General features: G+C 66.4%; 20 protein-coding genes. 3 read left to right on the forward strand and 17 right to left on the reverse strand.

Going from position 1 to position 21330, the window contains the following annotated elements:
* Position 1: 1 nt before the first annotated feature.
* The 11 genes from AC1DFC_RS15340 to AC1DFC_RS15390 are packed head-to-tail and all read right to left on the reverse strand — an operon-like array spanning position 2 to position 10612.
* Entirely contained in the window at positions 2-889 is an 888-nt protein-coding gene (locus AC1DFC_RS15340) for a class I SAM-dependent methyltransferase (RefSeq protein WP_413332264.1), read from the reverse strand.
* Entirely contained in the window at positions 886-1461 is a 576-nt protein-coding gene (locus tag AC1DFC_RS15345) for a DUF1415 domain-containing protein (protein WP_413332262.1), read from the reverse strand. The genes AC1DFC_RS15340 and AC1DFC_RS15345 overlap by 4 nt, the downstream gene beginning before the upstream one ends.
* On the reverse strand, positions 1458-2705 hold the full coding sequence (locus AC1DFC_RS15350) for an MFS transporter (RefSeq protein WP_413332261.1): 1248 nt from the start codon (positions 2703-2705) through the stop codon (positions 1458-1460). Before AC1DFC_RS15350 ends, AC1DFC_RS15345 begins: the two co-directional genes overlap by 4 nt.
* The gene (locus tag AC1DFC_RS15355) at positions 2702-3832 is read right to left on the reverse strand and encodes a deoxyguanosinetriphosphate triphosphohydrolase (RefSeq protein WP_007835227.1); all 1131 of its coding nucleotides are present in this window, start codon (positions 3830-3832) and stop codon (positions 2702-2704) included. Before AC1DFC_RS15355 ends, AC1DFC_RS15350 begins: the two co-directional genes overlap by 4 nt.
* Entirely contained in the window at positions 3829-4941 is a 1113-nt protein-coding gene (gene aroB / locus AC1DFC_RS15360; RefSeq protein ID WP_478179525.1) for a 3-dehydroquinate synthase, read from the reverse strand. Before aroB ends, AC1DFC_RS15355 begins: the two co-directional genes overlap by 4 nt.
* Positions 4942-4976: 35 nt before the next feature.
* Positions 4977-5525, reverse strand: a complete 549-nt coding sequence (locus AC1DFC_RS15365) for a shikimate kinase (RefSeq protein ID WP_042673659.1) — start codon at positions 5523-5525, stop codon at positions 4977-4979.
* Positions 5526-5548: 23 nt separating this feature from the next.
* On the reverse strand, positions 5549-7699 hold the full coding sequence (locus AC1DFC_RS15370) for a type IV pilus secretin PilQ (RefSeq protein WP_007835221.1): 2151 nt from the start codon (positions 7697-7699) through the stop codon (positions 5549-5551).
* A complete protein-coding gene (locus AC1DFC_RS15375) occupies positions 7696-8235 on the reverse strand; it encodes a pilus assembly protein PilP (protein ID WP_007835218.1) in 540 nt (179 codons plus the stop codon). Before AC1DFC_RS15375 ends, AC1DFC_RS15370 begins: the two co-directional genes overlap by 4 nt.
* Complete coding sequence (locus tag AC1DFC_RS15380) at positions 8232-8909, reverse strand: type IV pilus inner membrane component PilO (RefSeq protein ID WP_007835217.1); 678 nt, start codon at positions 8907-8909, stop codon at positions 8232-8234. The genes AC1DFC_RS15375 and AC1DFC_RS15380 overlap by 4 nt, the downstream gene beginning before the upstream one ends.
* A 6-nt stretch (positions 8910-8915) precedes the next feature.
* Positions 8916-9536: a PilN domain-containing protein gene (locus AC1DFC_RS15385; protein WP_007835215.1), complete on the reverse strand. Its 621-nt coding sequence runs from the start codon at positions 9534-9536 to the stop codon at positions 8916-8918.
* Positions 9533-10612, reverse strand: a complete 1080-nt coding sequence (locus AC1DFC_RS15390) for a pilus assembly protein PilM (protein ID WP_007835214.1) — start codon at positions 10610-10612, stop codon at positions 9533-9535. The genes AC1DFC_RS15385 and AC1DFC_RS15390 overlap by 4 nt, the downstream gene beginning before the upstream one ends.
* A gap of 240 nt (positions 10613-10852) precedes the next feature.
* Between AC1DFC_RS15390 and AC1DFC_RS15395 the strand changes: the two genes are divergently transcribed.
* Positions 10853-13267: a penicillin-binding protein 1A gene (locus tag AC1DFC_RS15395; RefSeq protein ID WP_007835212.1), complete on the forward strand. Its 2415-nt coding sequence runs from the start codon at positions 10853-10855 to the stop codon at positions 13265-13267.
* Between the two features lie 16 nt (positions 13268-13283).
* Here the strand turns inward: AC1DFC_RS15395 and cyaY are convergent, their stop codons facing one another.
* Positions 13284-13616 (reverse strand): iron donor protein CyaY, encoded by a 333-nt coding sequence (cyaY, locus tag AC1DFC_RS15400; protein ID WP_413332257.1) that lies wholly within the window; start codon positions 13614-13616, stop codon positions 13284-13286.
* Positions 13617-13628: 12 nt separating this feature from the next.
* Between cyaY and lptM the strand changes: the two genes are divergently transcribed.
* Positions 13629-13901, forward strand: coding sequence for an LPS translocon maturation chaperone LptM (gene lptM / locus AC1DFC_RS15405; RefSeq protein ID WP_413332255.1), 273 nt, complete (start codon positions 13629-13631; stop codon positions 13899-13901).
* On the forward strand, positions 13898-15184 hold the full coding sequence (lysA, locus tag AC1DFC_RS15410) for a diaminopimelate decarboxylase (RefSeq protein ID WP_413332253.1): 1287 nt from the start codon (positions 13898-13900) through the stop codon (positions 15182-15184). Before lptM ends, lysA begins: the two co-directional genes overlap by 4 nt.
* A 10-nt stretch (positions 15185-15194) precedes the next feature.
* Here the strand turns inward: lysA and AC1DFC_RS15415 are convergent, their stop codons facing one another.
* From AC1DFC_RS15415 to AC1DFC_RS15435, 5 genes are all read right to left on the reverse strand, one after another.
* Positions 15195-15851 carry a protein-methionine-sulfoxide reductase heme-binding subunit MsrQ gene (locus AC1DFC_RS15415; RefSeq protein ID WP_413332251.1) on the reverse strand — a complete coding sequence of 219 codons (657 nt, stop codon included), beginning with the start codon at positions 15849-15851 and terminating at the stop codon, positions 15195-15197.
* 28 nt (positions 15852-15879) lie between these two features.
* Complete coding sequence (msrP, locus tag AC1DFC_RS15420) at positions 15880-16899, reverse strand: protein-methionine-sulfoxide reductase catalytic subunit MsrP (protein ID WP_007835206.1); 1020 nt, start codon at positions 16897-16899, stop codon at positions 15880-15882.
* 116 nt (positions 16900-17015) lie between these two features.
* Positions 17016-18332: a c-type cytochrome biogenesis protein CcsB gene (gene ccsB / locus AC1DFC_RS15425; RefSeq protein ID WP_007835203.1), complete on the reverse strand. Its 1317-nt coding sequence runs from the start codon at positions 18330-18332 to the stop codon at positions 17016-17018.
* A complete protein-coding gene (locus AC1DFC_RS15430) occupies positions 18329-20509 on the reverse strand; it encodes a cytochrome c biogenesis protein ResB (protein WP_413332245.1) in 2181 nt (726 codons plus the stop codon). Before AC1DFC_RS15430 ends, ccsB begins: the two co-directional genes overlap by 4 nt.
* Positions 20510-20628: 119 nt before the next feature.
* Positions 20629-21300, reverse strand: coding sequence for a c-type cytochrome (locus AC1DFC_RS15435; RefSeq protein WP_007835200.1), 672 nt, complete (start codon positions 21298-21300; stop codon positions 20629-20631).
* Positions 21301-21330 lie beyond the last annotated feature (30 nt).

Raw genomic sequence — 21330 nt, forward strand, 5'->3', positions numbered from 1 at the left:
TTCAGGACAGGCGGAAGCGCGTATCGCCCAGAGCGTCGAGTCCGAACTGCGCCAGCAGTTCGCGCAGCCGCGTGGCCGCGCTTGCCTTGCGCTGCCCGGTGTAGCGCGCCAGGATCAGCTCGTTCTTCATGCTGTGCTCCCAGCCGACCAGCTCGGTCACCGTGACGCTGTAGCCGTTGGCTTCAAGATACAGGCAGCGCAGCACGTTGGTGAGCTGGCTGCCGATTTCGCGCGTGTGCAGCGGATGGCGCCACAGCTCGGCCAGCGGGGTGCGCGACAGTGCGAGCGCCTTGGTTTCGCGCAGGCAGGCGGCCACTTCGGCCTGGCAGCAGGGAACGAGCACCATGCAGCGCGCTTTCTTGGCCAAGCCGAAGGCGATGGCGTCGTCTGTCGCGGTGTCGCAGGCATGCAGCGCGGTGACCACGTCGATCTGCGCCGGCAATTCACTCGCCTGCGCCGACTCGGCCACGGTGAGGTTCAGGAACGACATGCGCTCGAAGCCCAGGCGCTGCGCCAGCGCGCGCGAGCGCTCGACCAGTTCGCCGCGTGTCTCGATGCCGTAGACGTGGCCGCTGCCCTGGCGCGGCCGGAAGAACAGGTCGTAGATGATGAAGCCGAGGTACGACTTGCCCGCGCCATGGTCGGCCAGCGTCGCGCCCGCGCCCTCTTCCGGCAAGTCGCGCAGCAGTTGCTCGATGAACTGGAACAGGTGGTAGACCTGCTTGAGCTTGCGCCGCGAGTCCTGGTTGAGCCGGCCCTCGCGGGTCAGGATGTGCAGTTCCTTGAGCAGTTCGATGGATTGGCCGGGGCGCAGCGCGTCGGCCAGCTCTGCGTCGGCCTTGGCGGCCTTGTTCGTTTTCACGGTTCTTGTCGCATTGTTCGTGTTCATGGCTTGGCGCTCCCGGGGCCGACGTCGAGCGCCGCCCAGCCTTCGGAGCCCAGTGCTTCGAGCGTGTCGATGTTGCGTTCGAAGATGGCCTCGGCCTCGGGGAACGCCTCGACCGCGCGGCTCACGCTGTCTTCGCGCAGCAGGTGCAGCGTGGGGTACGGCGCGCGGTTGGTGGCATTGCCGATATCGTCGGCATCGGTGCCGGCGAACTGGAAGCGCGGATGAAAGCTCGCCAGCTGGAACACCCCGTCGAAACCGGCGCGCGCAAGCCGGCGTTCGGCACGCGCCGTGAAGTCGTTGAAGTCCAGGAAGTCGGCCAAGGTGTTCGGTGCAATCAGCAGGGTGGTGTCGCGCACGGCGGCGTCGAGTGCGGCAAGGTCTTTTGCTTCGGCAAGAAGCTCGTCCATCAGGCCGGTCTCCTCGGCCGGCTCGTACACGGCGTAGTGGACCTGCGCCTTCACGTGCACGGCCTTTGCGAACGGGCACAGGTTGAGGCCGATCACCGCGCGTTCGAGCCAGCGCCGCGTGTCGGCTTCGGCCTGGGCAGATGCGATTGTCGCCGGGTGGGTCATGCCATCTCCGCCGCAGGGCGAATCCGCCCCAGGCGCCGCGCGATCGCCATGCCGACCAGCGAGCAAGCCAGCGTGGCGGTCCAGGTCCAGTGCCAGCCGCCAACGCGATGAGCCATCCACGCCACTGCGGGCGGGGCCAGGAACTGGCCGAGCGAGGACGCCTGCTGCATGAGGCCGACCGTCGTGGACACAGTGGAGGGCCCCGGTGCCAGCCGCACACCCAGCAGGAACAGCGTGGCCGGCACCATGCCGCCGCCCAGCGAAAACGCGCACACGGCGATGTAGCGCAGCGCGGGCGGCAGGCCCAAGGCGTCCGGGCCCTGCCCTGCCTGCGCGAAGGCGGCCACGCCCCCGAGCGCCATCGTCAGGAAACCGAGCTGCAGCAGTCGCTCCGGCGCCACGCCGCGCTGCAGCCAGCGGCCGCCTGCAATGTTGCCGACGATGTTCATGGCGGCTGCGAGCGCAGTGAGCACCGCGTTCCAGGCGGCCGGTACACCCGCGCCGGCATAGATGGCGGGCAGGAAGCCGATCACCGCCATCCATTGCGACGAGTACACGGCGAAGGTCAACGCCACCAGCCAGGGCGCGCGCGCACCGACCGTGGCACGCAGGCGCGCAGACCAGCCGCCGGCGGCCTCGTGGCTCGCCACGGCGGGGCGAAGCCGGTCGGCTGGCACCGCCAGCCACAGCCAGAGTGCGGCCCCGGCCGACACGATCGACAGTGCCCACCACCAATCCGCCCATCCACCCCAGGCGATCAGGGCCGGGCCCAGCAGCAGCGCGAGGGCCACGCCGAGCGGCATGTAGGCACCCCAGAGGCCCAGCGCCGCCTTGTCCGCACCCGGCGGGGTCAGGGCGCGGATCAGCCCCGGCCCCGGCATGACCGTCAGCAGGAAACCGATGCCTTCGACGGCACGCAGCAGGAGCAGCCATTGCACGGCGTGCGCCCCGGCGACCATGCCGCCCAGCAGGCTGGCGACCGTCAGCACTGCCAGGCCCGTCAGCATGCTGCGTCGCAAGCCGATGGTGTCCGCCGCGAGCCCGGCCAGCAGCCCCAGCGTCATGCTCGCGACCTGCACCAGCGACAGCAGGAATCCCGCCTCGACCAGGCCAATGCCGAGCGATGCCTGCAGCGCCGGCACGGCGGGCGGCAGCTTGCCCAGGTGCAACGCCGCACTGACGCCGCCCAGCAGGACGGCCAGGGCGGCGGCGGGAACGTGCGGCCGGGCTGCGGATGGACTCACGCGATGCCCCGGCGCCCCGTGAGCCGCTCGTGTTCGCGCATGGCGAAACGATCGGTCATGCCGGCGATGTAGTCGGCCACGGCACGGTGCCTGTCGTGGCGCTCGGCATAGGAAGCAGGCATCTCGGCACTGCGCTCGAGATAGGCCTCGAACAGCTCCTGCACCACGTCGCGCGCCTGGTCGGTGGTCTGGGCGACCTGGGGATGCCGGTAGAGGTTGCGGAAAAGAAAGCGCTTGAGGTCTTCCGACTGGGCCTGCATGGCGGCGCTGAATGCGACGACAGGCGGAGCCTTGCGCACCGCGTCGGCGTCGGCCGGTGCGAGGGCTTCGAGCGCCGCGCGGGTCGCATCGATCACGTCGTAGACCTGCGCGCTCAGCATGCGCCGGATGGTCTCGTAGAGCACGCGGCGGCCCTGCAGCTGCGGATGCTCGGCGAGCGCCTCGCGGCGGTAGCGCTCGAACAGCTCGACCTCGGACAACTGCTCGACGCCGATGAGCCCCGAGCGCACGCCGTCGTCGATGTCGTGGGCGTTGTAGGCAATGGCGTCGGCAAGGTTGCACAGCTGCGCCTCCAGCCCCGGCTGGGTGCGGTCGAGGAAACGCCGGGCCACGCCGTGCGGTTCGGCCGCCTCCAGGCGTTCGGCGTTCGCGCGCGAGCAGTGCTTGAGGATGCCCTCGCGGGTCTCGAAGCTGAGGTTCAGTCCGTCGTACTGCGGATATCGATGCTCCAACGCATCGACCACGCGCAGGCTCTGAAGGTTGTGCTCGAAGCCGCCGTGCGCAGCCATGCACTCGTTGAGCGCGTCCTGGCCCGCATGGCCGAAGGGCGTGTGGCCCAGGTCGTGCGCCAGGGCGATCGCCTCGACCAGGTCTTCGTTGATGCGCAGGGCCCGTGCGATCGAACGGCCGAGCTGCGCGACTTCCAGCGAGTGCGTGAGCCGGGTGCGGAACAGGTCGCCCTCGTGGTTCAGGAACACCTGCGTCTTGTAGACCAGCCGGCGAAAGGCCGTGGAATGCACGATGCGGTCGCGGTCGCGCTGGAAAGCGTCGCGCGTGGGCGCGGGCGGCTCGGCATGCCGGCGACCGCGCGACCGCGCGGGCAGGCAGGCATAGGCCGCGAGGCTCATTGCGCCGCGCAGCTCTGCGCAAGCACTTCGCGCACGAGCGCGTCGGGTGCGCTGCGGACCACGGCGGAGCCGGGCCGGTCGATCACCACGAAGCGGATCTCGCCGGCCTCCGACTTCTTGTCGACGCGCATCAGTTCCAGGTAGCGGTCCGCGCCCAACACAGGACCCACGATCGGCAGGCCGGCCCGCTCGATCAGGCGCGTGAGCCGTTCGACGAAGGCGGCATCGACGCCGCCGAGCCGCTGCGACAGCCGTGCAGCCATGACCATGCCGCAGCCCACGGCCTCGCCGTGCAGCCATTCGCCATAGCCGAGGCCCGACTCGATCGCGTGGCCGAAGGTGTGGCCGAAATTAAGGATCGCGCGCAGGCCGGTTTCGCGCTCGTCCTGCCCGACCACCAGCGCCTTGATTTCGCAACTGCGCTTGACGGCATAGGCCAGCGCGGCCGGCTCCCGCGCGACGAGGGCGTCGATGTTGGCTTCGATCCAGTCGAAGAACGCCATGTCGTGGATCGGGCCGTACTTGATGACTTCGGCCAGTCCGGCACTGAGTTCGCGCGGCGGCAGGGTCTGCAGCGTGGCCAGGTCGCAGACCACCAGTTGCGGCTGGTAGAACGCGCCAATCATGTTCTTGCCGAGCGGGTGGTTGATGGCCGTCTTGCCGCCGACCGAGGAATCGACCTGCGCCAGCAGCGTGGTCGGCACCTGCACGAAAGGCACGCCGCGCATGTAGCTGGCGGCGGCAAAGCCCGTCATGTCGCCCACCACGCCGCCGCCCAGGGCGAACAACACGGTCTTGCGGTCGCTGCCGTGACCCAGCAGGTCGTCGAAGATCAGGTTCAGCGTCTGCAGGTTCTTGTGCACCTCGCCGTCGGGCAGCTCCAGCAGGTGGACCGTGCGGAAACGGCCCGCCAGGGCACCCTGCAGCGCCTTGGCATAGAGCGGCGCCACCGTGGTGTTGCTGACGATCAGGGCCGTGGCGGCGGCGGGCGTGGCGGCGAAGCTAAGGGGATCGTCCAGCAGGCCGGCACCGATCAGGATCGGGTAGCTGCGGTCGCCGAGCTGGATGTCGACGCGTTCGGTCGGGGCGGAAAGTACGGGCAGGGACATGGGCAGCGAGTTTAGGCGCTGCAGCCGGCGCAGGTTCAGGCAGTGGGCTCTTCCGGATGGGCGCCCGGCTCGACGATGCCCGCCAGCTCGAGCTGCATCACGATGATGTTCACCAGCATCGCGATCGTGGGACGGCCGGTATCGACCACGTCGTGAGCGGTTTCCCGGTAGAACGGGTCGCGCGCATCGTGCAGTTCCCGCAGCCGCCCCAACGGGTCAGCCACCTGCAGCAGGGGGCGCTTGACGTCGTGGCGCAGGCGCCGGAACAGGTCTTCGGGGGAGGAGCGCAGGTAGATCACGTGGAAGTGATCGCGCAGCTGGTTGCGGTTGGCCTCCCGCAACACCGCACCGCCGCCGGTGGCCAGCACGCCGTGGGCATTGGCCGCCAGCTCGGCAATGACGGTTTGCTCGAGATCCCGGAAAGCCACCTCGCCTTCGCGCTCGAAGTAATCGCGGATCGAGCAGCCGATGCGCTGCTCGATCACGTGATCGGTATCGATGAAGGGGAGATCCAGCCGCATCCCCAGGCGCCGGCCCACTGCGGATTTTCCGGCGCCGGGCAAGCCGACGAGTGCGACCGCCACGCGGTGGCTGCTACGCCCGCGCGTCAGCGCGCGGCGTTGCGGTCGGTAATCATCTTCGGAGTGATAAAGACGAGCATTTCGGTCTTGTTGGCAACGCGTTCGCGCTTGCGGAACAGTGCCCCCAGGTAGGGCACTTCACCCAGCACCGGCACGCGCGATTCGTCATTGGTTTCGGTGAGCTCGAAGATACCACCGATGACGACCGTGCCGCCGTTCTCGACCAGCACTTCGGTCTGCACGTGCTTGGTATTGATGGCCGGACCCGCCGACGTGTTCACGCCCCGGGCGTCCTTGCTCACGTCCAGCGTCAGGATGATGTTGCCTTCCGGCGTGATCTGCGGCGTGACTTCCAGCTTCAGCACCGCCTTGCGGAACGAGATCGAGGTGGCGCCGCTGGACGTGGCCTGCTGGTACGGAATTTCCTCGCCCTGCTCGATCAGCGCCTTGGTCTGGTCGGCCGTGATGACGCGGGGGCTGGACACCAGCTTGCCCTTGCCGTCGGCTTCGAGCGCCGAGATTTCGAGGTTCAGCATGCGCGAGAAGCTCGAGTTGAACAGCGAGATCGCGAAGGTGCCTGCCGCGTTGCCCGTGCCGCCCGCATCGCCCGCCGGGAGGTTGATGAAGTTGGAGTTGGTGAACGTGGAGGTGGCCGTGCTGGCTCCGCCATTGGTGCCCGCCGTGACGACGGGCATCGCGCCGAGATTGGCGAATGCGCGGTTGCCGGCGGACGATGCGAAGCGCTCGCCAGCGATGCCGCCGCCCAGCCGCACGCCGAGCGACTTGCCGAAGGTATCGGACGCTTCGACGATGCGAGCCTCGATCAACACCTGGCGAACCGGGATGTCCAGCTTCTGGATCAGATCGGTGATCTGGGCCAGGCGCGACGGAACGTCCGACACGAAGAGCTGGTTGGTACGCGACTCGGCGATGACGCTGCCGCGAGGGCTCAGGATGCGAGTCGTCGTACCGCCACCGCCACCGCCGCCAGACGAGGCACCCGTGCCGGTCAGCCCCTGCGCAATCGCGATCGCCTTGGTGTAGTTGAGCTGGAACGACTGGGTGCGCAGCGGCTCCAGGTTCTCGATCGCGGCCTTGGCCTCGAATTCGAGCTTTTCCTTGGCGTTGATTTCATCCTTGGGCGCAATCCACAGCACGCTGCCGTTCTTGCGCATGCCCAGGTTCTTCGCCTGCATGATGATGTCGAGGGCCTGATCCCAGGGCACGTCCTTCAGCCGCAGCGTCAGCGCGCCGTTCACCGAATCCGAGGTCACGATGTTGAAGTTCGTGAAGTCGGCAATCACCTGCAGCAGCGAACGGATTTCGATGTTCTGGAAGTTGAGCGACAGCTTTTCGCCGTTGTAGCCCACGCCTTGCGTCAGCTTGGTCGGATCGACCTTGCGGGCGCGGACCTCGACAACAAACTGGTTCTCGCTCTGGTAGGCACTGTGCTCCCAGTCGCCCTTGGCCTCGATCGTCATGCGCACGCGGTCGCCCGACTGCTGCGAAGTGATCAGCTGGACCGGCGTTCCGAAGTCGGCCACGTCGAGGCGGCGGCGCAGGCCCTCGGGCAGCGTCGACTTGGTGAACTCCACGACGAGGTTCTTGCCCTGCTGCTTGACGTCGACGCCGACCTGGTTGTTCGGAAGATCGACGATGACCCGGCCGGTGCTGTCGGCGCCAAGGCGGAAATCGACGTCCCGCAGCGGCAGCATGTCCCGGTTGCGGTTTTCCGCGAAGGTCGTGCCGGCAGACGCGACGAGCGCCGAGCCGGCCACCGGCTCGAGAATGACCAGCAGCGAATTGCCCTGGATCTCGGCCTTGTACGCGGTGGCCTGCTTCAGGTTCAGCACCACGCGGCTGCGTTCACCGGCCTGGACCACGTTCACCGAACGCAGGTTGCCCTGGTTCACTTCGATCGCGGAACGGCCGATGGCATTCGTGACGCCCGGAAAATCGAGCGCAATGCGGGCCGGCGCCTGGACGGCGAACCCGGCAGGCACCGCCGTGAGCGGTTGCGCCAGATCGATGCGGATCACTTCCGCGCCGGACTGAGTCGAGCTGGTCACGGCCTGGATGGCGTTTTGCGCATGGGCCACGGCCAATGCACCGAAGGCCAGCAGACCCAGGCCGGCAGCGCGCAGCCACTGTGCCATCGTTGATTTCTTTTGGTTCATTTCGCACTCTCTTGCAGCTGCAGCGTCGCGACGCGTTCGATCCATTCACCGGCGGCGTCTTGCACGATCTCACGCAAGGCGACTTCGGTTTCGTTGATACGGGTGATGCGCCCGTAGTTGAGTCCCAGGTATTCGCCGACGCGAACCTTGTAGAGCAGCTTGTCGACACGGACCAGCGCCACTGGCTGGCCGTTGCGGTTCATGCTGCCGACCATTGCCATCGAGTCGAGCGGGAAGGCTTCGAGCGCCTCCTTACGGCGTGCCAGTTCGGGCGCTATCAGCTCCGAAGTGCTCGGCTGGTTCGATTCGCGGCGGAGCGCCTGCGTCAGCTTCAGGATGTTGAAGGGCTCGAACGACGAGGCCTCGGTGTAGGTCTGCGGCGTGAACTTCTTGGGCTCTGAAATGGGCGGCACCGAGGGCTTCACCTGGGCGCGCTGCTCGGCCATCCAGCGTTGCAGGTCGTCCTGCCCGGAGTCGCAGGCACTCAAGCCCAGCGCGGCCAGTGTCAGCCACAGTACTTTGGCGGCGATCTTCATTTCTTCGCCTTCGGTGCGGCGGCGCGCTTCTGCGCAGCCCGCTCGTCTTCGTCGAGGTAGCGGAAGGTGCGCGCGGTGGCGTCCATCGTCAGCACGTCCTTGTCCTTCTGCGGGGTGACGGTGATGTTGTTCAGCGTCACGATGCGCGAGAGGCCCGCGACGTCGGCGGCAAAGGCGCCCATGTCGTGATACCGCCCGGTCACGCGAACGGCGATCGGAAGCTCGGCGTAATAGTCCTTGACCGACACCTGCCCCGGACGGAACAGCTCGAACTGAAGGCTGCGACCGAGGCCTGCCTGGTTGATGTCCGACAGCAGGGCGTCCATTTCGGCCTTGCTGGGCAGCTGCTTCTCGAGCAGGGTCACGTACTGCTGCACCTGTTCACGCTGCTTCTTCAGCAGTTCGAGGTTGGCCGCCTGGGCCACCTTCTTCTGGTAGTCGGCCTTCAGCGCGACTTCCTTGGAACGTTCGCTCTCGAGCTCGTCGTTCGAGTTGGTCAGCCAGACGAACCACAGGGCGACCAGCACCAGGGCGGTGACCGCCAGGCAAAGCGCGTACCGCGGCACCGCTGGCCACATCGACGGATCGTTCGGGTTGAGCCCGCGGAACTGCTCGCCGAAACGCTGCAATGCAGCGCCGACATCTATTTTCTGGGAGGGGCGATTGCTTGCCATGTTCCGTTACCCCTTGGATTGCGCCGCCGCAGCCACGGCCTTGTCGGCAGCGGCCTTTTGAGCATCGGTGGGGCGTTTCAGGCCAATGCGCATCGTGAAGTTCGCAACGCGGCGCTGGTCGCGCGGGGTCAGGTTCACGTTCGCCGACGTGATCTCGACCAGCTCCGGCTTGACCAGCCAGGGACTGTTGTTGCCCAGGTTGCGCAGCAGTTCCGAAACCCGTTCGTTCGACTGCGCCATGCCCTGCAGCGTGACCGTCTGGTTGTCCTGCTTCATGCTGGTCAGGTAGACGCCGTCGGGCAGCTGCCGAACCAGTTCGTTGAGCAGGTGCACGGGCAGGTTGCGGTCGCCCTGCAGGTCCTCGACGGCCTGCTGGCGCGCGCGCAGCGCTGCGATTTCTTCCTGCAGCGTCGAGATCTCCTTGATCTCGACTTCGAGCTTCTTGATCTCGGCCTGGAGAAAGCCGTTCTTCGATTGCTGCGCCGAGATCTGGGCCTCGAACCAGAGGTAGCCCAGGCCGGCGATCAGCAGGCCGAGCACCGCTGCAGCACCCAAGGTGCCAAAGAAGGCCTCGCGCCGCCGCTTGCGTGCAGCTTCGCGGTGCGGAAGCAGATTGATGAGGATCACTGCAGGAACCTCCGCATGGCCAACCCGCAAGAGGTCAGGTAGGACGGCGCTTCGCGACGGACCTTCTTTTCACGGATGTTCGAACTGAAGTCCATGCCGTCGAAGGGGTTCAGCAGAGAGCAGGCAAACGAGGTCTGCCGCGTGACTGCGTTGGTCAGGCCCGGCAGCGACGCCGAGCCGCCAGCCAGCAGCACGTAGTCGACGCGGTTGTGCGGCGTGCTCGTGAAGAAGAACTGAAGCGCACGCGCGATTTCCTGCGCGATGCCCTCCACGAAGGGCTTGAGCACGCCGGAGCCGTAGTCGTCGGGGAGGTCTCCGCTGCGCTTCTTGGCTTCGGCTTCCTCGGCGGAAAAACCGTACTGGCGCACGATCAGCTGCGTCAGCTGGGCACCGCCGAACGCCTGATCGCGGTCGTACAGCACTTCCTGGTTGCGCAGCACCTGCATGCTGGTGGTGAAGGCGCCCACTTCGAATAGCGCCACGATCGAGTCCACGCCCTTGCCGGGCAGCTGTTCAATCAGGCGGGCGGTCGCCAGGCGCGAGGCATAGGACTCGACGTCGAGGATCATCGCCTTCAGGCCGGCGGCTTCCGCCAGGCCTTCGCGGTCCTGCACCTTTTCCTTGCGGGACGCGGCGATCAGCACTTCCACGTCGCCTGCGGACGTGGTGCTCGGCCCCGTGACGCAGAAGTCGAGGCTGACTTCGTCCAGCGAGAACGGGATGTACTGGTTGGCTTCGGACTCGACCTGGATCTCGAGTTCCTGCTCGCTCATGCCGCCCGGAAGAATGATCTTCTTCGTGATCACGGCCGAGGGCGGCAGGGCGAGCGCCACGTTGCGGGTGCGCGTGCCGCTCTTGCGGACGACGCGCCGGACGGCTTCCGCCACTTCGTCGAACTTCTCGACGTTGCCGTCGGTGATCCAGCCACGTTCCAGGGGTTCGATGGCGCAGCGTTCCAGAACCAGCTTGCCGCTGGCCTCACGGCCGAGCTCGACCAGCTTGACGCTGGACGAACTGACATCCAGCCCCAGCAGGGGAGCGTTCTGACGACGAAACAATGATCCAAGAGCAGCCAAGTTAGGTCCCTCTCCCCCTGTATTTGTAACCAATAGAAAAAAATGCGTTCGGTTGCATGCTAGCAGCAGGCGTGGCGGCAACCAAGCAACCGCGGGGGGCAAAACCCTCAAGCGTTGTCAAAACCTGACGTCAAATCTGCATTCTGTAACTTTTGAATTAGAGCGATGCAGCAGCAACAAAAGATCGGATCGTGCAAAGAGAGCGGCTTTTTATAATGTCGGGTGACTCTCCGGCCCTCCATGCAAGAAACCTCAAGCCCCAAAGGGCCAGCCAAGACCCCCTCCCCCAAGTCCCAGCGCCCGACCTGGCTGAAATGGCTGTTGCGCTTTTTCTTCTGGGGGTTCGGCATTGCCGCAGCCGGCGTGCTCGCGGTGCTGTGCGTGGTGGCGGTGGCCCTGGCGGTCGCATACCCGAACCTGCCCGACATCAGTGAGCTCTCCGACTACCGGCCCAAGCTGCCGCTGCGGGTTTTCTCGGCCGAAGGCACCCTGATCGGCGAGTTCGGCGAGGAGCGCCGCAACCTCACCCCGATCTCGGCCATTCCGAAGGTCGTGAAAGACGCAGTGCTCGCGGCCGAAGACTCGCGCTTTTACGACCACGGCGGGGTCGACTACAAGGGCATGGTGCGCGCGGGCCTGGCGAACATGAACCGCGTGAAGAGCCAGGGCGCATCGACCATCACGATGCAGGTGGCGCGCAATGTCTACCTGAGTTCCGAGAAGACGCTCACCCGCAAGATCTATGAGGTGCTGCTGACCTTCAAGCTGGAGCACCTGCTCACCAAGGACCAGATCTTCGAGATCTACCTGAACCAGATCTACCTCGGCAACCGCGCCTACGGCTTTGCCGCCGCTTCCGAAGCGTATTTCGGCAAGCCGCTGCAGGACCTCACGATTGCCCAGGCTGCCATGCTGGCCGGACTGCCGAAGGCGCCGGGCGCGAACAACCCGGTCAACAACCCGCAACGCGCGCGCGGCCGCCAGTTCTACGTGATCGACCGCATGCAGGAAGCCGGCTTCATCACCGCCGAGCAGGCCGCCGAAGCCAAGAAGGAAGAACTCCATCTGCGCGACGCCGCCGATCCGAACCGCCTGCATGCCGAATACGTGGCCGAAACGGTGCGCCAGCTGATGTACGCGCAGTACGGCGACAGCACCTATACGCGCGGCCTCAAGGTCTACACCTCACTGGTGGCAGCCGACCAGGCCGCGGCCTATAAGGCGCTGCGCAAGGGCATCATGGACTACGAGCGTCGCCAGATCTATCGCGGCCCCGAGAAGTTCGTCGACCTGCCCAACGACGCCAAGGACCTCGACGAGGCCGTGGACGATGCGCTCAACGACCACCCCGACAACGGCGACGTGATGGCCGCGGTCGTCCTCAAGGCCACGCCCAAGCAGATCGATGCCGTGCGCGGCAACGGCGACCCCGTGCAGATCACCGGCGAGGGCCTCAAGCCCGCGCAGTCCGGCCTCTCCGACAAGGCCCCGCCCAACATCAAGATCCGCCGCGGCGCGGTCATCCGCGTGGTGAAGACGCCCAAGAACACCTGGGAGATCACGCAGTTGCCCGAAGTGGAAGGCGCGTTCGTCGCCATGGACCCGCGCGACGGCGCCATCAAGGCACTGGTCGGCGGCTTCGATTTCGGCAAGAACAAGTTCAACCACGTCACGCAGGCCTGGCGCCAGCCGGGTTCGAGCTTCAAGCCGTTCATCTATTCGGCGGCGCTCGAGAAGGGCTTCACCCCCGCCACGGTCATCAACGACGGCCCGCTCTTCTTCGACGCCGGCACCACCGGCGGCCAGCCGTGGGAGCCCAAGAACTACGGCGGCGGCTACGACGGCCCGATGTCGATGCGCACCGCGCTGATGAAGTCGAAGAACCTCGTGTCGATCCGCATCCTGCAGTCCATCGGCACGCGCTACGCGCAGGAGTGGATCACCAACTTCGGCTTCGACAAGGAAAAGCACCCGGCCTACCTGCCGATGGCGCTGGGTGCCGGCTCGGTCACGCCGATGCAGATGGCGGTGGGCTACTCGGTGTTCGCCAACGGCGGCTACCGTGTCAATCCGTACCTCGTGACCCGCATCACCGACCACAAGGACAAGGTGCTGGTCGACAAGCAACCCTCGGTGCTCAACGAGGCGAACCGCGCGATTCCCCAGCGCAATGCCTTCATCATGGACACGCTGCTGCAGTCGGTGGCCCGTGCCGGCACCGCCGCCAAGGCACAGGCGACGCTCAAGCGCCCCGACCTGTACGGCAAGACCGGCACCACCAACGACTCGCTCGACGCGTGGTTCGCGGGCTTCCAGCCCACCATGACGGCCATTTCGTGGATCGGCTACGACACGCCGCGCAACCTGGGCGACCGCGAAACCGGCGGTGGCCTGAGCCTGCCGATCTGGATCGCCTACATGGAGACCGCGATCAAGGGCATCCCCGTGACCGACATCGCCACCGCACCGCCTTCCGGCATCGTGAACGTGGGCGGCGAGTGGTACTACGACGACTACGCGCCGGGACGCGGCGTGGCAAGCCTGGGCGTGGAATCCGCGACTGCGGCGCCGGTGGAAGCCCTGACCGGCGCCCCGGTGAGCCCGCCGGCCCCGCCCGAGGAGCGCAACCGCATCCTCGACCTGTTCCGCAACTGACGACGAAGAAGAAGAGTCAGGCGGCCGCGAACGTCAGCGGCTGGCCTGCCTGCAGGGTCGCTTCACGCGACAGGTTGCCGAAGAATTCTTCTCCGGTCTTGGTATCGACCCAGGCCTGGCCGTCGTGGCGGTAATGGTAGCCACCGGAACGCGCGGCAAGCCAGATTTCCTGCAGGGGCTTCTGCAGGTTCACGATCAACTGGCTGCCGTTGCGGAATGAAATCGTGATCATCCCGCCCACCCTCTGGTTGTCGATGTCGGCGTCGGTCGCATCGTTGATGCGGTCGCATCCCTGCTCAATGGCGGCGAGCGCGGCTTCGGCGCGGTCCATGTACTCGGTGTCGGTCATTACAATTTCGCTATGTTGAACGTTCGCCAAATTCTAGTGAGCACCCGCGCCCGCGCTGCGCTCATGGTCTGCCTCGTTGCAGGTACCACCGCCCTGGTTGCCTGCGGACAGCGCGGTGCGCTGTACCTGCCGACCGATCCTGCCGCCGCCGGACGAGCCACGCTGCCGCAGCTCATGACGCCCGAGAGCCTGCGGTCCTCTTCGTCCATCTCCAGCGAGGCGGCGCCCGCACCGGCCGCTGCCGCCAGCGCACCGGCCAGCAACAACACGGAACCGCGCAAATGAGTGCCGGCATCAACCCCATCGCCCTGCCCGGCCAGCCGCACGTTGCGCAACGCGATGGCGCGCTGCACGTCGAAGGCGTCGCGCTCGAAGCGCTGGCGCGCGAGCACGGCACCCCTCTTTTCGTCTACTCGAAGCAATGGATGCTGGATGCCCTCGCGGCCTACCAGCGCGGCTTCGAGGGCCGCGACGCCCTCATCTGCTATGCGATGAAGGCCAACTCGTCTCTCGGCGTGCTGCGCGTGTTCGCGCAGGCCGGCTGCGGCTTCGACATCGTCTCGGGCGGCGAGCTGGCACGCGTGCTGGCCGTGGGCGCCGATCCGAAGAAGATCATCTTCTCGGGCGTCGGCAAGACCCGCGCGGAAATGCGCGAGGCCCTTGCCGCCGGCATCGCCTGCTTCAACGTCGAGAGCGAAGCCGAGCTCGACGTGCTCAACGAGGTGGCGCTGGCCGAGGGCAAGCGCGCGCCCATCAGCATCCGCATCAATCCGAACGTCGATCCCAAGACGCACCCCTATATCTCCACCGGCCTCAAGGGCAACAAGTTCGGCATCGCGCACGACCGCGCGGTCGAGGCGTACCGGCACGCCGCGCGGCTGCCGGGCCTGGAGGTGGTGGGCATCGACTGCCACATCGGCTCGCAGATCACCGAAGCCTCGCCCTACCTGGACGCCTGCGATCGCGTGCTGGACCTGGTCGAGGCGATCGAGGCAGCCGGCGTGCCGATCCATCACCTGGACTTCGGCGGCGGCCTGGGCATCGACTACAACGGCGAAGTGCCGCCCAAGGCCGATGCGCTCTGGCGGCAGCTGCTCGCCAAGCTCGACGCACGCAACTTCGGCCAGCGCAAGCTGGTGATCGAACCCGGCCGCTCGCTGGTCGGCAATGCCGGCGTCTGCGTGACCGAGGTGCTCTACACCAAGCCCGGTGAAGACAAGAACTTCTGCATCGTCGACGCGGCCATGAACGACCTGCCGCGCCCCGCGATGTACCAGGCCTTCCAGCGCATCGTGCCGCTGCGCAGCCGCGCCGGCGATGCACCGACCTACGACGTGGTCGGCCCGGTTTGCGAGAGCGGGGACTGGATCGGCCGCGACCGCGCGCTCAACGTGGTCGCCGGCGACCTGTTGGCCGTGCTGTCGGCCGGCGCGTACTGCATGAGCATGTCCAGCAACTACAACACGCGCGGCCGTGCCGCCGAAGTGCTGGTGAGCGGCGCCACCGCCAAGCTGATCCGCCGCCGCGAGACGATGGAAGACCAGCTGCGCGCCGAGATCGACGGCTGATTGCCGGTGCTCAGCCGGTGCGCAGCGGCTTCTCGCTGCCGCGCACCGCCACCGCGGGAGGCTTCGCCTTGCGCTTGCTCGCGAAATTCCACACCCGCCACGCGAGCAGCGCGGCAATGATCGCGGCATAGACGAACACTTCCGCGAAGTTGTTCTTGCCCGCGCGCATCCAGAAGAAGTGCAGCAGCCCGAGCCCCGAGATCACGTAGACCAGCTTGTGCAGCATCTGCCAGCGCTTCGCGCCCATTGCCTTGATGGCGCGGTTGAAAGAGGTGGCCGCCAGCGGCGTCAGCAGCACGAAGGCAGAGAAGCCCACCAAAATGAACGGCCGCTTCGCGATGTCCTTGGCGATGTCGCCCCACTCGAATCCCATGTCGAACCAGCTGTAGCACAGCAGGTGCAGCACCACGTAGAAGTACGCGAACAGGCCCAGCATGCGGCGCAGGCGTGCGAGTGCATTCCACTTGGTCATCACGCGCAGCGGCGTCACCGCCAGCACGATGCAAATGAAGCGCAGCGTCCAGTCGCCGGTGGCGCGGATCAGGAACTCGGCCGGGTTGGCACCGAGCCCGTCCGTGAAGGCGCCGTAGGCCAGCCGCGCGAACGGCAGCAGGCACAGCAGGAAGATGACCGGCTTGGTCGCCGGATGCATGAGCAGCTTGTTCATGGGGCGGGCGCCGGTTGCCGGGGCGCGCTCAGTAGTTCTTCTTCAGGTCCATGCCCGCATACAGCTGGCCGACCTGGGCTTCGTAGCCGTTGAACATTTCGGTCTTGCGCCGCTTGGCGAACAAGCCGCCGCCGTCGCCGATGCGGCGCTCGGTCGCCTGGCTCCAGCGCGGATGGTCGACGTTCGGGTTCACGTTCGAGTAGAAGCCGTACTCGTTGGCCGCCGCCTTGTTCCACGCGGTGCTCGGCTCCTTCTCGACGAAGCGGATCTTGACGATCGACTTGGCCGACTTGAAGCCGTACTTCCACGGCACCACGAGCCGTACCGGCGCGCCGTTCTGGTTGGGCAACACCTCGCCGTACATGCCGAAAGCCAGCAGCGTGAGCGGGTGCATCGCCTCGTCCATGCGCAGGCCTTCGGTGTAGGGCCAGTCGAGCACGCGCGAGCCGACAAAAGGCATGGTCTTCGGGTCGGCCAGCGTCACGAACTCGACGTATTTGGCGTTGCCCTGCGGCTCGACGTTCTTGATCAGTTCGGCCAGCGAATAGCCGACCCACGGGATGACCATCGACCAGCCTTCGACACAGCGCAGGCGGTAGATGCGCTCTTCCTGAGCGCTGAGCTTGAGCAGGTCTTCGATGCCGAACTTGCCCGGCTTCTTGACCAGGCCTTCGACCTCCACGGTCCACGGCCGCGTCTTCAGCGTGCCGGCGTTCTTGGCCGGGTCGGCCTTGTCGGTGCCGAACTCGTAGAAGTTGTTGTAGCTCGAGACGTCTTTGTAGTCTGTGAGCTTGTCCATCGACATGGCCCCCGGCACGGCCGACTTGCCACCTGGCAGCGGCGCGAGCTTGTTGGGCCGCTCGGCCTGGGCCCAGGCTTCGCGCGAGGCGAAGCCGGCCAGCGCCGCACCCGCCGCGCCGCCCGCCATGAGCTTGAGCAGGTCGCGCCGGCCTTCGTAGGCGGCACGCGGCGTGATCTCGCTCGACAGCGGGTGGATGAAGCCGTTGTCGCTGTTGCTGCGACGGATCGGTCGGGATTGGAACGACATGGCAGGCCTTTCGCGTGAATCGTTGTGCTCAGGGTAGTTCGTGAGCAGTCCCGATTTGGTTACGCGCCGCAGCGGCGCGCGGTTTCAATTCTTCGCGAAAGACCGCAGGCCCGTGCCTACAGGGTGCCGTAGCTGTGCAGCCCGCTCAGGAACATGTTCACGCCGAGGAAGGCGAAGGTGGTGACCGCCAGTCCACCCAGCGCCCACCACGCCGCCACGGTGCCGCGCAGGCCCTTTACCAGCCGCATGTGCAGCCAGGCCGCGTAGTTGAGCCAGACGATCAGCGCCCAGGTTTCCTTCGGGTCCCAGCTCCAGTAGCCGCCCCAGGCGTCGGCGGCCCACAGGGCGCCGAGCACAGTAGCGATGGTGAAGAAGGCGAAGCCGACGGTGATCGACTTGTACATGACGTCGTCGAGCACTTCGTTGGCCGGCAGCCGCGCCGCGATGCGCTTGCGTCCCAGGAGGATGCCGGCCGCGATCAGCGCGGAAATACCCGCATAGACCACCCAGTAGCTGCCGCCGGCTTCCTGCACGCGCTGGCGGAACGCCACCGGCACGAAGCACAGCGCCACGCCCAGCAGCCAGATCGGCGTGAGCTTGTACCAGCGCTTTTCGTCGGCCTGCTCCTTGATGAGGTAGGCGAAGGCCACCATGGCCGCGAGCGAGAAGGTGCCATAGCCGATGAAGTTGGCGGGCACGTGCAGCTTCATCCACCAGCTCTGCAGGGCTGGCACCAGCGGCTGGATTTCGTGCGCCTCGCGCACGATCGTGTACCAGAGCAGGAAGCCGACCGCCGCGCTGACCACCAGCATCACGAAGGCGCCGAGCGCGCGCGTCTTGTAGCGCTCTTCGAAGTAGAGATAGAACGCGGCCGTGAGCCAGCAGAACAGCACGAACACTTCGTACAGGTTGCTGACCGGGATGTGGCCGATGTCCGGTCCGAGCTGGTGGCTTTCGTACCAGCGCACCATGGTGCCGATCAGCGCCATCGTCACGGCCGCCCAGGCCAGCCGCGAGCCAATCATGTCGAAGGTGTCCGACTGCTTGCCGCCGAAAAAGCCGAGCCAGTAGAACAGCGTGCTCATGAAGAACAGCACGCTCATCCAGAGGATGGCCGACTGGCTCGACAGGAAATACTTGAGCCAGAACACCGTGTCGGCGCGCGCCAGCTCGCCCTGGTACGAACTGATGGCCAGCAGCGACGCCGCAGCCACGATGATGGCCAGCAACCGCAGCGGCCGCCAGAACCAGCCGATGGCGATCATCGCGATCACGGCAGCGGCCAGGATCGGCTTCTCGTAGTAGTCCATCGACCCCGCGTACCGCGTGAACGCAAACAGCCCACCGGCCAGGACCAGCACCGCGAACACCCAGTCGAACGGGTTGCGGCGCGAAAGCCAGCTTTCATTGAGCGTGAGGGTCGTGGTGTTCATCGTGTCTGTGCTTCTGTCTTGCTCAGGGCGAGCAGCTTGTGCTTGAGGTGCTCGAATTCGCGGTCGCTGTCGATGGTCTTGCGATTGACCGAGAACGCCATCGTGGCCGCTGTCCCGGATGTCTGGCCTTCGGCAGCCGTGCCGTCGGGCGTCAGCCACACCCAGAGGCGGCGCTCGCGCACATACAGCATGGCAAAAATCCCGACGATCAGCAACAGGCAGCCCAGATAGACGACGTTCTTGCCAGGGGCACGCGCCACCTGGAACACGCTGGCCTGCACCTGGGTGAAGTCGGTCATCATCATCGCGACCGGGGCCGGGTAGAAATGTGCGTCGCTGATGGCCAGCACCGCCTGCGTCAGGTAGGCCTGCGATTTCTGGTCGTTCGGCAGCGCGGCAAGGCCGGCGCCTTCGCGGCCCAGGTTGAGCACCTCGAACAGCACGTCGTTGAGGATGCGCACCAGCACGCCGCCGGCGCGCTCGCGCTCGGCCTCGGGCACGTTGACTTCCATGAACTCGGCAATCGCCTGCCAGCCTCCCGCCGTGGTGGCGTCGGCCTTGGCGCGCTCGGTGCCCGCGAACAGCGCCAGCGCGCGGGTGGCCGATACGCGCAGTTGCTCGGCCATCTCCGGGCGCTTGGGGTCGGTGGCCTTCGCGATGTAGCGCTCAATGGCACGGGCGCGGGTGTCGGCATCGCCGAGCGCGGCGCGCATGCGCACGAAGCCGTCCATCGAGCCCTGCTCGTCGGCGGGCACGCGCAAGTAGCGGAACGGATCCTCGGGCTTCTCGCGCATCCCCAGCAGGAACACCGGCTGGCCGTCGCCGGTGTCGACCGGCACCATGTAGTTCTGGTACTCGCGCGCCTGGCCGGCGGCGTCGCGCAGCTTGTAGCCGATGCTCGGGCCGATGTTGCGCAGCACCTTCGGCTTGTTGGTCTTGTTGGCGGCGCCCAGGCGCGACTCGATGTCGTGGCGCAGGTCGACCTTGCGCACGTCGGCGCCGCTGCCCATGGCGCCGCCATCGGCAAAGTTCTCGACGTTGATCACGCGCAGCGCGGCGAACTCGAGCGTGAGCTTGTCGCGGCCGTTGGTGATCTCGGTGCTCGGGCCGCCGATGATGCCCTCCACCTCGAAGGGCTTGGCCGCGGCCGCCATCGGCACCGCCTTGAGCTTCACCCTGGAGCCGCCGTCGTCGAAGCTCGACTGGTAGATCTCCACGCCCTTGTAGCTGGCCGGATGGTTGACCTCGATGCGCGCCGGCACCTGCGCGCCGGTCTCGCGGTCGTGCAGCACCACCTCGCTCGCGAACAGCTTGGGCATGCCGGTCGAGTAGTAGTCGACGATGAACTTCTTCAACTCGATGGAGAACGGCAGCTCCTGCAGCAGCACGCCGTCAGACTGGTTCAGGATGGCCACGCTGCCCTGCCCGCCTTCGGGCACGAGGATGTTGCCGCGGAAGGTCGGGTTGGCGGCCGACAGGCGGTGCTCCGGCGCCACGTCGGCGATCATGCCGCCGCCGGTGAACACGCTCTTGCCGTTGAACCAGGTCTGCGCGCGCACCACCAGGTCGCCGTCGAGCAGGCCGCCGATGCACACCAGCACGATGGCGCTGTGCGCCGCGATGTAGCCCAGCTTGTGGGCACCGCCGGCGCGCGCGGCGACCATCCAGCCGGCGGCAGTCGGCCGGCTGCCGCTGGTGGCGTCGCGCCGTTGCAGCTTGACCTTCCAGCCACCGCTCACCAGCAGCTGACCGATGCGGTTGGCCGCCGCTTCGGGCGTTTCGCCGAGCCGGTTCTCGGCGCGCTGGCCGAAGGCCTTGAGGCTCTGCGCGCGGATGTCTTCCTTGAAGGTCTTGAGGTCGACCATGATGCGCGGCGTGTTGCGCGCAATGCACAGCGCGGTGCTGATCACGAGGAACAGCAGGATCAGCAGGAACCACCAGGCGCTGTAGATCGAGTCGAGCCTGGCCGCGCGGAACAGTTCGGCCCAGAACGGCCCGAACTGGTTGATGTAGTTGTTGATCGGCTCATGCTGCTTGAGCACGGTGCCGATGATCGACGCGATGCAGATGATGGTGAGCAGCGCGATCGCGAAGCGCATCGACGAAAACAGCTCCACCGCAGCGCGAAGCATCTGCGGGCCGCGATGAACGCGAAGGCCATGGGTGGAGACGGACATCGGACGACAGTAAGGAAAGAGAGGAAAAAAGCAAAAAGGCGGGCCATCCTGCTGGATCGGCCCGCCTTTTGTTTGGGGTTATTTTCGGCGGCTGGTTCACGCTCCAGGGAGCGCCATCATCAACGCAAACCGGCAATGTAGTCGGCGACGGCCTTGATTTCCCTGTCGTTGAGCTTGGCGGCGACGCCGGTCATGGGAACGCTGTTCAGGCGCACGTTGTCGCGGAAGGCCGTGAGCTGGGCCACGGTGTAATCGGCGTTCTGGCCGCCCAGGCGCGGGTATTGGGCGGGGATGCCCGCGCCGTTCGGGCTGTGGCAGCCGGCGCAGGCCGGGACCTGGCGCTCGCCGATGCCGCCGCGGTAGATCTTCTCGCCCAGGGCAATCGTGTCCTTGTCCTTCGAGAAGCCCGGCTTGACCTTCTTCGAGCCGACGAACCAGGCGATGTTGCGCATGTCCTCTTCGGACAGAGCCGAAGCCAGCGGCTTCATGATCGCGCTCTTGCGCTTGCCGGACTTGAAGTCCTGCAGCTGCTTGAGGATGTATTCGGGATGTTGCTGCGCCAGCTTCGGGTTGGCCGCGATGGCGGAGTTGCCGTCCGCGTTGTGGCACGAAGCACAGCTCTGGCTGTTGGCCGGCGTTGCGTTGAATACCGCGTCCCCCTTGGCGGGGTCGGGTTTGGCAGGCGCCGGGGCCGCCGCACTCGGAGCAGCCGCGTGTTCATCGGCTGCAAAACTCGCGCTGGATGCGATGCCCACGAGGGCTGCAAGCAGAATATTGGCAAACAACTTCATATCGGGGGCTTCGAATTTATGGCGCAAAAC

Source organism: Variovorax sp. 10L421, from assembly GCF_056395365.1.